Consider the following 15,105-nt stretch of genomic DNA (forward strand, 5'->3'; position numbering starts at 1 on the left):
CATTCGGGCAGTGCGTAGTCCAAAATGAGTTGGATGTGTTTCAAATGATTCCAACAATATGCCTAGAACTCCCAATGAATACGCAGTACACTTACTAATGGCAAGTGGTCATCGGGAAGAAGTACGTTTTCCGACGATTCAGGATTTTCAGAAGTGGTACAGTGGCGAACTGATGCCCAAATCCGCCTCTGATGATTTTATAAACGTGCCGATCAAAAACATTCAAGGTGAATACATGGTTGTGCGTCCCTCGCGGATTGTGGCAATTCGGGTGGAACCACTCTTTAGTTCTAGTGTGGAAAGATTTACATAAATCATGAGAAAAACGCTTGCTTTAGTTTCCTTGAGTCTGGGACTTGGCTTTGTAAATCCTGTTTGCTCTGTGTTGGCTCAGGTTCCTATTAACATAACGCCTTTACCATCACCAGCCACACCCATTGAACCGTTACCGCCACCGGAGTTGTCACCACCACTAAAACTAGTGAGGTTAGGAACGGACTGTAAACCTATTCATCAATGTTTGGGTTGGGACGAACAGCTTTGGAGTGGAAAAAGCAAACAGGGCGATCGCAAAGCTTTGTTGGCATCTATTGACAACAGCTTACGTTACTTGACAACAAACAAGGCACAAGCAGCGTATCAAAATTATCCTATTCCTGAAATCACCCTTGATCGTGTCCGTCGTAGCTTGCAGCGTTTTCGCCAGTTGGTGATTAGTTCTAAATCGCCAGCTCAACTGCAAGCTGCTGTGCGTCGAGAATTTGATTTTTATCAATCAGTGGGCAATGACGGCCAAGGTACGGTGAAGTTCACTGCTTATTATGAGCCAGTGTACACTGCTAGTAAAGTTCGTACTTCTGTATATAAATATCCTCTTTATAAATTGCCGCCCAACTTTGACACATGGGCAAAACCACATCCTAAACGGATCGACCTAGAAGGAAAAGATGGTTTACTAGGTAATGAAAGTCAGTTGCGTGGTTTGGAATTATTTTGGTTGCGCGATCGCTTAGATGCATATTTGGTACATATCCAAGGTTCTGCCCAACTCAAATTAACTAATGGTAAAAGTACCTCTGTTGGCTATGCAGGAGGCACAGACTATCCTTGGACTAGTATTGGCAAAGAACTGGCCAAAGATGGCAAGTTACCTTTAGAAAATTTAACAATGCCTATCTTGGTCAAATACTTCCGTCAGAATCCTAAGGAGATGAATAACTATCTACCACGGTGGGAACGCTTCGTCTTTTTCAAAGAAACTGGGGGTACACCTGCAACTGGCAGTATTGGCGTACCAGTCACACCAGAACGTTCGATCGCCACAGATAAATCTCTCATGCCGCCAGGAGCATTAGCAATAGTTAATGCCTCATTTCCTTATCCTGCTGGTAAGGGAAGATTGGTTAAGCGCCGAGTTAGCCGCTTCGTTCTAGATCAGGATACTGGCAGTGCTATTAAAGGCCCGGGACGGGTAGATTATTTTATGGGAACTGGGAAATTAGCAGGCGATCGCGCCGGTATTACAGGTGGTAATGGTAGTCTATATTATTTGCTGCTGAAGGAGTAATTAGGAATTGGGGATCAGGAATCGAGGATTCGGCATTGGGCATGGATAGGTGTTTATTCTCTCCCTTGTCCTCCTTCCCTCGTCTCCCGTTCCCTGATTCTTGATCCCTATCCCTGATCCCTTATAATCCGTTTTTGATTATGAAATTTAGCGATATACTAGCAAAACTTGGTGATGCTGCTGTCTGTAATAGCCTTAATCTCGATAAAGACAATGATCCAGAAATTGTTGGGATGGCAGCAGTTGATGAAGCAACAAGTAATACTCTCAGCTACATTGAAGGGCCAAAATTTGCTGCAATGGTAGGCAAAACAGGTGCAAGTGCTTTAATAGTCCCTCAAGATGAGGCATTACAGTCACAAGCACAAGAACGCGGTATTGCCTGGATTGCCACCCCAGAACCAAAACTAATATTTGCAAGAACACTTAAGTTGTTCTACCAGCCTTGGCGTCCTACTCCGGAGATTCATCCTACCGCCGTCATTCATCCACATGTGAAAATTGGCAATGATGTTTATATTGGCCCCCATGCAGTAGTTCATCAAGGAGTAGAAATTGGCAGTGGTGTATGTATCCATGCTAATGTCGTCATCTATCCCGAGGCAAAGATAGGCGATCGCACAACTTTACACGCTAACTGCACTATCCACGAACGTACTCTCATCGGCGCAGATTGTGAAATCCACAGCGGTGCAGTCATTGGTGCAGAAGGCTTTGGCTTTGTGCCTACTGCCACCGGGTGGCTCAAAGTCGAACAATCTGGTTATACGGTTTTAGAAGATGGTGTTGTTGTTGGCTGTAACAGTGCCATTGATCGTCCCGCTGTCGGTGAAACACGGGTTGGTCGTTATACAATCATTGACAACTTAGTACAAATTGGTCACGGTTGCCAAATTGGTGCAGGTTGTGCATTGGCAGGACAATCGGGGATAGCAGGAGGAGTGAAAATTGGCAATCGCGTAATCTTAGCAGGACAATCAGGAATTGCCAACCAAGTAAAAATCGGCGATGGTGCGATCGCCTCTGCTAAAGCAGGCATTCACAACGATGTTGCACCAGGAGAAATTGTCTCCGGTCTTCCCGCTATCCCTCATAAACAGTTTATAAAAGTGTCTGCGATTTTGAATCGCTTACCTGATATGTATCAAACTTTGAAACAATTGCAACGCCAAATGACACAAAAATGAGGTATCTTGAGTAGATTGCCGAACTTTTGATAGTAGCCTCGGTTAGTTTATACCATTTCACAAAATTATTGATACAAATCCTCCCCTTGTCTTCCTTGTCTCCTTGTTACCAGAAGTATCAGACTGATAGTGAAACGGTATTAGCCGGGGCTATCATTGTTGCTGCATGTCACCAGGTCTACCGCTAGATAGATATTAATTTTTATGCTTGAAATTAAAAACCAGCCTGTTTTGGCTATTTATGACTCTGGTAGTCTGAGCGAAAGAAGGCCATTTCAGTTCGGTAAAAATGATCAAAGTAAATGTTAGTACTATAGCTAGCAAAAGTCTTTCCATCATAGTACTCCCCACGCCACAAAATTTATAAAATAATATCTACTTTTAGTTTTAGCTAAAATCTTTTTTTTTCTCAACCAAAGTAATAATAATACTCCTTAGGAATGATTTAGATTTAGAAATTCTGTGATTTGTGTCACTAATTTTTTCAGCAAATAAACTATCAAATCTACTTCTTGCTAATAAGTTAGGTCACGATGGGAATTTACATAGCGAAACAAAGAAATAAAAGCGATCGCTATGAGTGAGACAACAGCCAAATGGACAATAGATGAATATCATTGCATATCATTAAACTTTGTTAAAGTTCACGAACTGGCTTGATATCATCACAAACAATGCAAAAAAGCTGCTGAATATATCAGCAGCTAAAACTGTATTGGCTTTAGCCTGCAAGCACACTCTTTTTACGTTGTCGTAAGCCAAACATACCTGCAACTGCCAAAGCACCCAAGCCCAGGGTTGTCCCAGCTTCTGGTACAGCTTTTGGTGTCCCCTTGATTCCTGATAAGTTTACACCATCACCATACTTCGGAAACTTACTAGAATAAGCATTACCCAGCTGCACTTCAAAAGATTTGACGTTGTAAAAAGTCAAAGTCTGAATACCGTTGTTCTTGCCAGCAGACAACATCATATTGTCAACAGACTTGCCATTGATGAGTAAGACACCAGTGCCTATATCTTCCACATCAAAAAAGTCTAAAGTTATTTCCGACATTTCTTCTGTGAACTCAAATAAGAAGCGACCAATTTCTAATTGACCATTTTCAGGTAACTTACCGCTTTCTGTGATAGCTACAGGACGTAACCAATATTCATTGACTCCTGTATTAGTACCAGCATCTTTCGTTCCGAAACTAACTTTTAGGCCTGATCCTTGGTAGGTGTTAGAAGTGGCTCTATCATCTACAAATAATCGGCTAGCACCATAGCCACCAGCCCCATCATAATCTAAACTTGTGACTGTGTAACCTAATGAAGTTGTGTCAATACATTTATTCGGATCAAGACAGCCCAAATTAGTCTTGATTTCACCTTCTTGTTCAGGAATAAGAGAAGCAGCATGGGCAGCAGGCATACCAGCAACTACGCCCAAACCCAAAGCTGTTCCTATCATTGTTGCTAAAAAATGAAACTTATGCATGATTCCCCTTCTGCAAACTTGAAATGAAAATAGCAGTGAAAAAATGATGTACTATTGATGCACCACTAAGCTAATAGATAAATTGCTGAATTTGCTAGAGCAAAAAATAGATTTTACATTATCTTTAATTGCAGAGAAAAACAAAATCTTTCTCCGCAAAAATACAAGGTTTATACGTGTTATTAACTATTAATAAAAATATTTTTTAACTTATTATTGGTGATTTACTAATTTAGTTGCATTGATGATAAATTTAAATCCCAGTAATTAAGAAAGCAAATATTGTGGATTATACCTATAAGTATATCAACACAAAATAAGATAATATCGCTGCCATCTCCATGTTTTCTCCTGATATGAGAGTAATTTCATCAGGCGAATTATATTTGCCCAAAAATTTTCACTCTTTCTTATACCAATTATTTATGAAGATGCACAGTAACTAAAAGTTTTCACTTCTACGTCCAACTAAATTTACTTACTCGGCTAAAAATTACAATATGCCAATAAAAAAATTGAGTAGTTTTGAGTAATTAAGTGCTGGACTTATTTACTATCCCTACTCAATGAGATCAAACAGAAGGAGAATTTTGCTAATAATAAATGTCTAAATTATGAGTTTTTTGTTAATTAAACATGAATTTATTTTTAACTGATTCATAATTATTGAGTTAAGGATATCCGGTTTCCTAAAGTTGAGAAACCGGCTTTTCAAGAAATCACCAACAAGTTAATGTTTGTGCGGTAGACTACTAGTATGTAATTTCATCATCAAGTATTAAGCTAGTGAAGCGGTTTTTTTCCTTTGCCGTAAACCGAATATACTGACAACTACTAAAGCACCTAAACTGAGAGTAGTTCCTGGTTCAGGTACTGGTTTAGGAACCACAGTCCCTTTGAGATCAACACCATCACCTGTTTTTGGGAATTTGCTAGAAGAAGCGTTACCCAACTGCACCTCAAAAGATTTAACATCGTAAAGAGTCAATGACTGAATACCGTTATTTTTGCCAGCTTGTAAAACTAAATCAGTAATATCTTCACCGTTTAGCATCAAGATAGCAGTACCTATATCTTCTACATCAAAAAAGTCTAAAGTTATTTCCGACATCACCTCTGTGAATTCCAATAAGAAGCGACCAACTTCTAATTGTCCACTTTCGGGTAATTGACCACTTTCTGTAATTGCTACAGGACGGAACCAATATTCGTTTAATGCTGGATTTGTGCCCGCATCTTTTGTATTAAAAGTAACTTTTAAACCTTGTCCTTGGTAGGTGTTAGAAGTGCTTCTAGTATCTACAAATAGTCGGCTAGACCCATAACCACCAGCCCCATCATAATCTAAACTTGTGACTGTGTAACCTAATGAAGTTGTATCAATACATTGATTTGGATCAAGACATCCCAGATTTGTTTGTACTTCTCCTTCTAATTGGGGAACTAGAGAAGCTGCTTTTGCTGAAGGCATAGCAGCAGCAACACCTAATCCAAGAGAAAATGCGATCAGTGTTTTTGCTAAAGCAGAGATTTTTTGCATGATTTATTTGAAATAACTAAGGATGATTTCGGGTATCAGGCACAAATTTTTGTGTTTCTTCTGAAACATATCCGTATGTTATTTCCGTATCCGAGTAATTGTCATCTAAAAATTAGAACATTTACCCGTTCTTAATTTTGAAAATAAGTTTGGGAAAAATACTTAAAAACAGTAATATAAATTATACTGAATTATGTGAACAAAATACTTAAATAATAAAAACAAGTAGCTTGTAAATGATATTAACTACTTGGTTTATGAAAATTATACGTATTAAGTAAATAATTTTTATAAACATCGGTTCACCAATCTAATGATTCTGTTGGTAAATTGCCTTTCAGCATTAAAACTTTGCTTTTGCACTACTTCCTCACCTTGCAATAAATTGCGTGCGTTTAAACGCACTGAAATATGCATAGATTAATGCTGATTGCTTAGTTCGTTTTTATTCGCCAACAAAATCATCTAATTTGTGAACCGATTTTTGTTTTATTCAATAGACAGGTGAAATGATATTAGAAATTTTCCAGAGATTTTTGTGCTTCTGTTGCAACAGCCTCCACTTCGTCATTCACCAATATTTCTAATATAGTTTTGGCGTCTGTACTTCTCAAGCGACCTAAAGCTTGTGCAACTCTATAGCGAATTTGCCAATCTGGATTTGTAGCGTAGGGAGCTAAAAGTGGAACCGCTTGTGTATCTCCTAAATCTCCAAGAGAACTAATAGCAGCAGTTTGTACTAATTCATTGTCTGAGGAAAGCGCCTGTTGAAGTAGTTCAAACGATCGCGGATCACCCAATTCTCCTAAAGTAGCGATAATGCTAAATTTCACAATCCATTCATTGCTGGTTTGGTAAAGCTGCTGCAAATCTTCAAAAGCAGCCTTTAGTTTTAAAGCACCCAAGCAGTCTGCTGCTGCTGCTTGCACATCTGGTTCTGGATCATTGAGTAAGCGATCGCGTAATATGCTCAAAGACAAATCTAAATTTTGTCCACCCAAGGTATCGAACTGACTAACAGCTGAGTAACGCACACGGGAATTACTGTCATTAATGGCGTTTTGAATTAATTCAAAACCAATGGTTGGTTCTAGTTGGCGAATTTGATTCACTGCTCGTAAGCGATCGCCCAAATCCTCAGAAACTAGTAATTGTTTTACAGATTCAGGATTGACACTCATTTATTAATCTCACTTTTTAAGGGTATGTTGTTGATTGTTGTTAGTTGGTGGTTGGTTGGAAGAACTACCAACCAACAACAACCAACCAATTATTAATCTTGGCCTGCTGCCATTGCTCGAATGACGTCACCACGGGTAAGAATACCAATTACTTGACCCTCGCTGTCAAGAACTGGTAGACGGTGAACGTTGCGATCGTTCATGATTTTGGCGGCTTCTCTGAGAGTTTTGTCTGGGGAGACAGTGATCGGCTGTTTACTCATAACTTCCCCAACAGTTTGCCCTAAGGCTTTGTGCAAATCGCGTTCGTAGGTCGCCGGATTTTTTAAATAAATCACGCTATCAAGAAACATAATATACGCCGGAGGCGTAACACCTGTCTCTTGCCACATTAAATCTGTTTCCGAAATAATGCCTACCAATTTACCGGCGTCATCTACAACAGGTAGACCACTGATGCGTCGTTCTGCCAGAATTTGGATAGCTTCCTTCAGAGGAGTTTCGGGTCGGACTACAATAGGGTCACGACTCATTACGTCGGCAACGGTCTTAGGCATTTGTTTGCTGATACCTTTTATCAACCACTCTGGGATTATTGTAGAGAATTTTGGTCATTGGTAATGGGTAATGGGTAATTGGTAATTGGTAAACTTCTATTCCCCAATTACTAACAACCAACAATCAACAATCAACAATCAACAAATGATTGAGTTTCACAAAATACTTGTAACAAATCAATACAATTGGCGATCGCTCCTAAATGGGCAATTTCATAACCATGTGTATTTTGTGTCGGGAAGGCTAAACAGGCAGCACGGGCGACATGACCGAATTTCATGGCGATAGAAGCATCGCTGCCGAAACCATTTAAGATTGCAAGTTGCACTGATATATCTAGTTGTTTAGCAGACTGGCGCAGTTGTCCGTTTAAGTTTTCATCATACATTCCGTAGGCATCCTGAGATAAAATCACAGGGTTTTTGCCATCTTCAATTGGGTATTCTGACGATAAAGGACAAATCTCTAAAGCAATTAAGGCATCCAAGCACTGGTTTTGAGTAAAGTAAAGTGCGCCAATTGCTCCTACTTCTTCTTTTGCTGATGCAACTAAATAAACATCAACTGCTGGTTGTTTAACCTTTTCTGCCAAGGCTAACAAAATGGCAACGGAAGCTTTGTTATCCAATGTATAACTGGCAATATGGTCTTTTAGCCGAATTGGATGCTTGCGATGTTTACCAATCACCATTCTACTTCCCGGTCGAATGCCAGCTGCTTCTAATTCCGCAGTAGTGCATTTTGTCTCAATCCAGGCATCTTCCCATTTAACAGCGGTGTCTTCTTGCTGGACTTTTTGTGGTGATTCGTGGGAAACGTGACGAGAACCAAAACTGAGAATTCCACTGATAGTTGTGTTATCGCCTAGTAAATCGACAACACCTTCACCGTAAACCCAGGGGAATGCACCTCCTAGTTTACGGACTTCGACTCTACCTTGCTCACCAATACTTTTAACAATTCCACCTATTTCATCTTTATGGGCAGTGATGGCGATCGCTCGGTCAGAATTTTTACCAGGTATCTTGGCAATGATGTTATCTGCGCGATCGCACCATGCTTTTACCCCCAGGTCTGTAAATCTCTGCGTCAAGTATTGGTTAATTTCTGTTTCAGCGCCACTAGGAGAGTGGTGCATTACCAATTCTGCAATTATTTTGAATAAGTGGTCGTAATCCCACATAATACGATTTTGGATTTTGGATTTTAGATTTTGGATTGGGAAATATTTATTGGATCAGCGTTTGTAATGTCAATCTGTCGCAATTTTTTTCAAATGGGTATAAGTATACTCAAGGATATACAAGCTTTTTAATCCAAACAATCATAATATTAGGTGGGCAAAATGCAAGCTATCTCTGTTGAGAAACCTAATCTTCCTCAACCCCCAACTTTTTCTACACCTGAAGAAGAACGTCTACATCGCAAGCAACGCCTAGCAGCGGCGTTTCGTCTTTTTTCTCGTTTTGGGTTTGATGAAGGTATTGCAGGTCACATTACCGCTCGCGATCCAGAACAACTCGATTGTTTTTGGGTTAATCCCTTCGGGATGCACTTCGGTTTAATTCGAGTCAGTGACTTAATTTTAGTTAACCATAAAGGTGATGTCATTGCAGGCGATCGCCCCGTCAACCAAGCAGCTTTCACTATTCATTCTCAAATCCATGCTGCTCGCCCTGATGTAGTCGCAGCAGCTCACGCTCACTCACTCTACGGCAAAAGCTGGTCTAGTCTTGGTCGCCTGCTTGATCCTCTCACTCAAGATGCTTGTATGTTCTACGAAGACCACAGCTTATTCGACGATTATACTGGCGTGGTTCTCGACTTAGAAGAGGGTCAACGCATTGCCCAAACTCTAGGCAATAATAAAGCAGTCATTTTGAAAAATCATGGCTTACTCACCGTCGGTCATTCAGTTGATGAGGCAGCATGGTGGTTCATTACAATGGAACGTACATGTCAAGCTCAATTATTAGCAGAAGCAGCTGGTAAACCAGAGCCAATCAAACATGAGTACGCCAGCTTAGCACAAAGCCAGGTAGGTTCCCATTACATGGGCTGGTTTAGTTTTCAACCTTTGTACGAAATGATGGTGCGACAAGAACCAGATTTGCTGGAATAAGCTTGAGTATTCCTACTGTTTCAACAGCAGCAAATCCTCAGATTCCTGATTTGGCCAAGGTGCGGGTACGGGCTGAGTATCCAGCGCGGAGAGTGCTGTTTCTGCTACAATCCTGTGGACGTGTGTCGTCGGATGTACACTATCCCAAAATAAATATTCATTTGGATTAGTACATACAGTGAAATTTCCTTGGGCAATATCGTCAAAATCACCTACTAGACAAGCATCGGTAACATTGGTAAGACCAAATTCGCTAGGAAAACGTCGCACCCTTTGAAATAGGGAATTAATATTAATAGGAATGATATTAACGCCGGGAATTGCACTCAAACTATTTATTAAAGTTGCTGCCAATGCTATGTTATGTTTGCGGCTTAAACTTGTTAATTGACTGGAATTTTCTTGACCTGATGTCAAAGGAAGCTTGCCTAAATCTGGTAAGTTAATTACCATGATATTTTTAGCACCTGCAAGGGCAAGCAATGATACTGATCTTGATAAATTTGCAATTGGTTGGCTAACATCAGTGACATTACCAAACACATAATCATTGCTACCACCCCAAACAATATAAAGTGCGTTTGGATCGGCTGATTGATTGCTTTCTCGTAAGGAGCGGGTAAATAAACCAACCTGCCCAAGCACTCCTGGTAATAATGATTCAGGAACAAAAGTATTACTCAGACCAGAGCTACTTCCAGCAAAGGCATAATTAATACCATCGGTGGGGGTGCTGTTCTGTAACTCAGTAAATAAAGTCGGGGATAATCCTAGCTCGTCTCCTAGAGATTCTACCCATACCTGGCCATTGGACAAACGTCCATCAGAGTAGGGTGGACTTGGTGGAATTTGGGATTTTGTAGCGTTGTAAAGATTACCAGGGTCAGAAAGACTATCACCAAAGACATAAATTTTACTAATATGTGTTGTAGCTAAAGATTTCAGCGGCAACAGAAAAGATATGAGCAAAAATCCTGCCGCAATGAGTTCTTTTTTCATATTAATTTTGTCCTGATTATTGATAGCTAGATCTGCAAAAAGACTAGTTTTTCTAGACAAATTAACTCATACCAAGTTGTGTTTAAAAACCTCACCCCCTGCCCCTAATCCCCACTCCCTTGGGGGAGTGGGGGCCCGAGTTCCCCTCTGGTGAACCCACACAGAGGGATGCCAAAGGCGGGGTGAGGTAATATCTATGAATGCAACTCGGTATCAAATATTTTTTGTTATCTAATAAAGCTTGCTCATTAAAAATGACTACGTAAAGCTACGTAGTCAAAAGGATTTTATCATGAGTGAGTCAAATCTTCGTCAAGATTTATCTTTACTATTTCTTATTTATTCATTTGATCATGGCTAAAAATGAAAAATATTCAATGCTGAGCCTGACTCTGTGTTAATTTCAAAGCCTCAGTTGCCGATATACCCTCGCCTTGAGTACCAAAGTACCATAACGCCGCCGCCGCTTCAGCCCGAGTTACTGGTTTTTTAGGTTGGAAAAGCGTCGTATAGCCATAGACTCGACGAATATTTGATTGTTCTCCATTTTGGAAATCAGCCAGTATCGCTCGTAACGCCTTGGGGTCAATTTTTGCTGCATCCTGGAAACCCCAAGTTTGGCTGACTGCACTGACACTAGCAGTAGGTAAAGCTTGGCGGGTATCCAGAGGTACTTTCGACATGAGTAATTGTTCACGCGTCAATGGTGCATCTGGACGAAACAAAACTTGTGTAGAATCCCCAGACAAAAGACTCGGAAATAAACCACTTTCAGCTAGTCCTTGAATAACTGAAAAATCTGGATCTGTTTTTGGTACATCACTAAAAGCTGGTTGTGCGTTTGCTGATGCCAAGCGAATCCGTTTAGATGGAATGTTGGCATACATAGCATTATTAGCAGCTACTAGCCAACGAGCATATTCTCTACGAGTGATGTTTTTATTTGGTTCAAACAGGTTGGTTGTGGCTGTGGAATTGTTTTTCGTAGCTTGAGGCTCTACAGACAAAACACCCAAACGAGCGACATCTTGAATATATTTTTGCAGTTCTTGGGGTGCTTTGTTTAAGTCGCTGAATTCTTGAGTGCTGGATGTTACTGTTGGTGTAGAGTTACTAGTATTGGATGTACCATTTGGTTGGGTGAGTGAACCTTCTGGTTGTACAGGACCAATAAACTGTGGATTGCCTGGTTTAGGGGCAGTATCATTACTAGTAATTTCGCTGCTGGGATTTGGGCTAGCTTGAGCTGTAGTTGTGGAGTTTGGCTGATACTCAATGAGGAGTTCGGTGGCTGTCTGTGGTTGATTGGGTGCAGCGTTAGTGACTGACTTTGGTTGAATAGAAACTACAAGCTGCAAATCATTGCGCTTGGCGATAAAAGTACCACCACTGTCATCAGCAGGCTGTTGAGAAACCTGCCAATTATTACTTGGCAACTGATTGCGATAAAAACTGGCAATGAAATTGCTTGGATCAGAACTCAGCCAGCGAGTAGTTACTTTGTTTTCTGAGTTAGTTGCAGGAGACACTTCCTGTATTTGAGCGTTGGGATATATGGGGATATCTTTGGGGAAATCCGCTGGTAATTGGACTGTTGGCTGGGTGGATTGGTTGGGATTTTGGCGATCGCTATTAGGCTTTTGGTTAGCGCCAAAAATAACTGGGTTATCTTTGAGTCGAGGATCTGCCGCTAAAGACTGCTCAAGGCTTTTACCAATATTACTATTGGTACAGGCTGTGAGTGAAGTAAGTAATACTGCCAAACTGAGAAGGACAGCTGAACGTTGAAAGTACAGCACAGGAAATCAAAAATTGAGTGTCAATTCCTACCCTAGCGTATTTGAAGGGTGATAGGGGAACGGGGAAAGGGGAATGAGGAGACAAGGAAGACAAGGGGGACAAGGGAGAATAATACACTAACGCCCCAATTCCAAATCTCTGATCCCTGATCCCAGGTGTGAACTATAGTCGAAAGTGCTAAGCTGGAGATAAGGCCAAACTTGCTTTACCCAACCATAGAAAAGCAAAGCCATCGCTAGGACTATTTAGCTGAAGATGGTAAGCTATATAGACCAAAACCAAAAAACTACCAGTGCTAGCCATTTCAAAAACTTGATGGTATTGCACGGCTGGTGGTAGTTTGCCGACTTTTTTGTTAGCGCTAAAGTGCAACTAAAAACCCATCAGTAATTGTTTTGACATTCCGCTGCAAAGCATTCAAGCTTGGTAGTGTTTCCCAAGAATCTTGAAATCGTGTAATTGGGAAAATGCGGTTGTGGTTTGTACTCAATTTAGCTGTGTAATTAACAGCTAAATCAATTGTTATTGGTGATGCGATCGCCCTTACTTTGGGCTTAGTTTCCATCCCCAGTAGGCTATTCTTGTCACGGTGAAGAACCTGTTGTATAAATCAATTCATCTACTCTTGACGAAAGATTTTGATTTGGCGAGGATCGCAACTTAGGCTCTAGAGCATAAGACCTGTCACTACAGTGGAGCAAACAGTTAAAAAAGACATAATTCTATCTCAAAAACCAATGGGTAATAGGAGTATGAAAAATCTAAAATAGATATTAAATTGAAAAACAAGAAAGACCATTATCATCGACATACGCCAATCGATTTTACTTTTTGTTAAGCGTCGTCGGTTTGTTACCAGTGCTAAAATACGATTACATGCAAGCTTCCCAGGATCAGCCTATTTATTCTGAAGCTCCACTACAGTTGTTACTTTTTGTCGATGGACGACCAAAGTCTCGACAACAAGTCCAGCTAATTCGTGCGTATCTGAAAGAATTGCAGGCTGACTACAAGTTTGAACTCCAAATTGTTGATGTCGGACAACAACCCTATTTGGCTGAACACTTTAAACTGGTAGCAACACCAGCTTTAATCAAAATTCATCCAGAACCTCGACATGTTCTGGCTGGTAGTAACATAATTACGCAGCTCAAAAGCTGGTGGCCTCGCTGGCAAGCCGCAGTGGATGCCTATGTAAAATTACAGACTGACCTGCAAGAAAATACAGAGGATAACGGTTGTACAGCTTCATCTTCTAAATCCTCTATTCGTTCAGTGGCTCTCTCCGCCGAACTGCTGCACCTGTCAGATGAAATTTTTCGCTTAAAACAAGAGAAAGAGCAACTCGAAGAGCAATTGCAATTTAAAGACAGGGTGATTGCTATGTTAGCTCATGACCTTCGCAATCCCCTAACAGCCACTGCCATAGCTATAGAAACTCTACAATCCAACTATAATCCAGACAAAGCAGGTTTTGAGCGGCTAACGCCAACAATGACAACTAACTTATTTAAGCAAGCTCGTAACCAGACTCGCATCATAGACCGTATGATTACTGACCTTTTGCAAGTAGGTCGTAATAACGAGAGAGAATTTCTAGTCAAGCCGCAAAAAACGAATTTGGGACAACTGTGCTTGGATGTATTGGAAGAATTGAGCGATCGCTATACAGCTAAATCCCTAAAAGTAGAAAAGGATATTCCCAAAGATTTACCCCAAGTTTACGCCGATCCAGAACGCATCCGTCAGGTATTGATCAATCTCTTGGATAATGCCATTAAATATACACCAGAAGGTGGTACAATCACTGTGGCAGGACTGCACCGTACAACCCAAAAAGTTCAATTTAGTATTGGGGATACAGGGCCTGGTATACCCGAAGAAAATCGCGATCGGATTTTTGAAAACCATTTCCGTCTAGAACGAGATGAAAGTAAAGAAGGCTACGGCATCGGTCTGTGTTTGTGCCAACGCATCATCCGCGCTCACTACGGTCAAATATGGGTAGATTCTTCACCCAGTAACGGTGCATGGTTCCACTTTACATTGCCAGTGTATATGTAGTTGGTGGTTGTTGGTTGTTGGTGGTTGATTGTTGGTTGGTGGTTGTTGGTTGTTGTACCAGACGTGCCATGGCACGTCTGTACAGTGGTTAGTTGTTTACCCATCATACTCCCCCCACTCCTCACACTTCCCGCACTTCCTCATCTCCTCACCTCCCCATCACCCCATCCCCCCATTTCCCCACTCCCGCAATGCAGCAATAATTTGAATATTCGCCTCTGGAAAAGCAAAAGACTCTAGTTCATCTACACTAACCCAGCGTACTTCATCGCATTCTATCGGCTGGGGAATTCCTTGTATGAGGCGACAATGATGTACTGTGAGAGTAACACGGATATGGCTATAGGTATGGTCAATGGTGATTATGTGTTCACCGACTTCAACTACTATTCCCAATTCTTCTTTTATTTCCCGTTGAATACATTCTTCGACAGTCTCATTAGGCTCGATTTTCCCTCCAGGAAATTCCCACAATCCACCCATTGCGCCTTCTTGACGACGGCGATCAATTAAAATTTGTCCTTGGTCATTCCCAATTACGGCAACACCTATAATTTTATGAGGTGGAACAAAAGTAGTTTCATTCATAGATAGTTGTTGGTAG

At 40.9% G+C, this 15,105-nt stretch carries 15 protein-coding genes; 5 read left to right on the forward strand and 10 right to left on the reverse strand.

Translation table 11 applies throughout. From position 1 onward, the window contains the following. Positions 1–58 precede the first annotated feature (58 nt). From UYI_RS0124680 to lpxD, 3 genes are all read left to right on the forward strand, one after another. On the forward strand, positions 59–313 hold the full coding sequence (locus UYI_RS0124680; RefSeq protein ID WP_009454195.1) for a hypothetical protein: 255 nt from the start codon (positions 59–61) through the stop codon (positions 311–313). 3 nt (positions 314–316) lie between these two features. After that, positions 317–1,567: a murein transglycosylase A gene (mltA, locus tag UYI_RS0124685; protein ID WP_016869355.1), complete on the forward strand. Its 1,251-nt coding sequence runs from the start codon at positions 317–319 to the stop codon at positions 1,565–1,567. 140 nt (positions 1,568–1,707) lie between these two features. Further along, positions 1,708–2,754 carry a UDP-3-O-(3-hydroxymyristoyl)glucosamine N-acyltransferase gene (gene lpxD, locus UYI_RS0124690; protein WP_016869356.1) on the forward strand — a complete coding sequence of 349 codons (1,047 nt, stop codon included), beginning with the start codon at positions 1,708–1,710 and terminating at the stop codon, positions 2,752–2,754. Positions 2,755–3,475: 721 nt separating this feature from the next. On the opposite strand, the gene UYI_RS0124695 is transcribed toward lpxD, so the two are convergent. From UYI_RS0124695 to UYI_RS0124720, 5 genes are all read right to left on the reverse strand, one after another. After that, positions 3,476–4,237 (reverse strand): LEVG family PEP-CTERM protein, encoded by a 762-nt coding sequence (locus UYI_RS0124695; protein WP_016869357.1) that lies wholly within the window; start codon positions 4,235–4,237, stop codon positions 3,476–3,478. Positions 4,238–5,015: 778 nt separating this feature from the next. Further along, complete coding sequence (locus UYI_RS0124700) at positions 5,016–5,777, reverse strand: LEVG family PEP-CTERM protein (RefSeq protein ID WP_016869358.1); 762 nt, start codon at positions 5,775–5,777, stop codon at positions 5,016–5,018. Positions 5,778–6,292: 515 nt separating this feature from the next. Beyond that, positions 6,293–6,958 carry a phycobilisome degradation protein NblB gene (gene nblB, locus UYI_RS0124710; RefSeq protein ID WP_016869360.1) on the reverse strand — a complete coding sequence of 222 codons (666 nt, stop codon included), beginning with the start codon at positions 6,956–6,958 and terminating at the stop codon, positions 6,293–6,295. 92 nt (positions 6,959–7,050) lie between these two features. Beyond that, positions 7,051–7,515 carry a CBS domain-containing protein gene (locus UYI_RS0124715; RefSeq protein ID WP_009454208.1) on the reverse strand — a complete coding sequence of 155 codons (465 nt, stop codon included), beginning with the start codon at positions 7,513–7,515 and terminating at the stop codon, positions 7,051–7,053. A gap of 131 nt (positions 7,516–7,646) precedes the next feature. Further along, positions 7,647–8,699 carry a M42 family metallopeptidase gene (locus tag UYI_RS0124720; protein WP_016869362.1) on the reverse strand — a complete coding sequence of 351 codons (1,053 nt, stop codon included), beginning with the start codon at positions 8,697–8,699 and terminating at the stop codon, positions 7,647–7,649. 162 nt (positions 8,700–8,861) lie between these two features. On the opposite strand from UYI_RS0124720, the gene UYI_RS0124725 reads away from it, so the two are divergent. Continuing rightward, positions 8,862–9,638: a class II aldolase/adducin family protein gene (locus tag UYI_RS0124725; RefSeq protein ID WP_016869363.1), complete on the forward strand. Its 777-nt coding sequence runs from the start codon at positions 8,862–8,864 to the stop codon at positions 9,636–9,638. Positions 9,639–9,650: 12 nt separating this feature from the next. Here UYI_RS0124725 and UYI_RS0124730 read toward each other — a convergent pair whose 3' ends face one another. From UYI_RS0124730 to UYI_RS0124745, 4 genes are all read right to left on the reverse strand, one after another. Then, entirely contained in the window at positions 9,651–10,637 is a 987-nt protein-coding gene (locus UYI_RS0124730) for an SGNH/GDSL hydrolase family protein (RefSeq protein ID WP_016869364.1), read from the reverse strand. Between the two features lie 374 nt (positions 10,638–11,011). Then, entirely contained in the window at positions 11,012–12,436 is a 1,425-nt protein-coding gene (locus UYI_RS0124735) for an S-layer homology domain-containing protein (RefSeq protein ID WP_016869365.1), read from the reverse strand. Between the two features lie 178 nt (positions 12,437–12,614). Then, positions 12,615–12,809, reverse strand: coding sequence for a hypothetical protein (locus UYI_RS0124740; RefSeq protein ID WP_016869366.1), 195 nt, complete (start codon positions 12,807–12,809; stop codon positions 12,615–12,617). Continuing rightward, the gene (locus UYI_RS0124745) at positions 12,799–13,002 is read right to left on the reverse strand and encodes a hypothetical protein (protein WP_016869367.1); all 204 of its coding nucleotides are present in this window, start codon (positions 13,000–13,002) and stop codon (positions 12,799–12,801) included. Before UYI_RS0124745 ends, UYI_RS0124740 begins: the two co-directional genes overlap by 11 nt. Positions 13,003–13,313: 311 nt before the next feature. Between UYI_RS0124745 and UYI_RS0124750 the strand changes: the two genes are divergently transcribed. Further along, positions 13,314–14,501 carry a histidine kinase gene (locus UYI_RS0124750; RefSeq protein WP_016869368.1) on the forward strand — a complete coding sequence of 396 codons (1,188 nt, stop codon included), beginning with the start codon at positions 13,314–13,316 and terminating at the stop codon, positions 14,499–14,501. 159 nt (positions 14,502–14,660) lie between these two features. Here the strand turns inward: UYI_RS0124750 and mutT are convergent, their stop codons facing one another. Beyond that, a complete protein-coding gene (mutT, locus tag UYI_RS0124755) occupies positions 14,661–15,089 on the reverse strand; it encodes an 8-oxo-dGTP diphosphatase MutT (protein WP_026086152.1) in 429 nt (142 codons plus the stop codon). Positions 15,090–15,105: the final 16 nt, after the last annotated feature.

The organism is Fischerella muscicola PCC 7414 (genome assembly GCF_000317205.1).
Lineage (GTDB): Bacteria > Cyanobacteriota > Cyanobacteriia > Cyanobacteriales > Nostocaceae > Fischerella > Fischerella muscicola.

Bases quoted from the DNA above. Each gene is read 5' to 3' on its own strand.
- UYI_RS0124680 (WP_009454195.1), top strand. From the start codon at position 59: ATGCCTAGAACTCCCAATGAATACGCAGTACACTTACTAATGGCAAGT.
- mltA (WP_016869355.1), top strand. From the start codon at position 317: ATGAGAAAAACGCTTGCTTTAGTTTCCTTGAGTCTGGGACTTGGCTTT.
- lpxD (WP_016869356.1), top strand. From the start codon at position 1,708: ATGAAATTTAGCGATATACTAGCAAAACTTGGTGATGCTGCTGTCTGT.
- UYI_RS0124695 (WP_016869357.1), bottom strand. From the start codon at position 4,237: ATGCATAAGTTTCATTTTTTAGCAACAATGATAGGAACAGCTTTGGGT.
- UYI_RS0124700 (WP_016869358.1), bottom strand. From the start codon at position 5,777: ATGCAAAAAATCTCTGCTTTAGCAAAAACACTGATCGCATTTTCTCTT.
- nblB (WP_016869360.1), bottom strand. From the start codon at position 6,958: ATGAGTGTCAATCCTGAATCTGTAAAACAATTACTAGTTTCTGAGGAT.
- UYI_RS0124715 (WP_009454208.1), bottom strand. From the start codon at position 7,515: ATGCCTAAGACCGTTGCCGACGTAATGAGTCGTGACCCTATTGTAGTC.
- UYI_RS0124720 (WP_016869362.1), bottom strand. From the start codon at position 8,699: ATGTGGGATTACGACCACTTATTCAAAATAATTGCAGAATTGGTAATG.
- UYI_RS0124725 (WP_016869363.1), top strand. From the start codon at position 8,862: ATGCAAGCTATCTCTGTTGAGAAACCTAATCTTCCTCAACCCCCAACT.
- UYI_RS0124730 (WP_016869364.1), bottom strand. From the start codon at position 10,637: ATGAAAAAAGAACTCATTGCGGCAGGATTTTTGCTCATATCTTTTCTG.
- UYI_RS0124745 (WP_016869367.1), bottom strand. From the start codon at position 13,002: ATGGAAACTAAGCCCAAAGTAAGGGCGATCGCATCACCAATAACAATT.
- UYI_RS0124750 (WP_016869368.1), top strand. From the start codon at position 13,314: ATGCAAGCTTCCCAGGATCAGCCTATTTATTCTGAAGCTCCACTACAG.
- mutT (WP_026086152.1), bottom strand. From the start codon at position 15,089: ATGAATGAAACTACTTTTGTTCCACCTCATAAAATTATAGGTGTTGCC.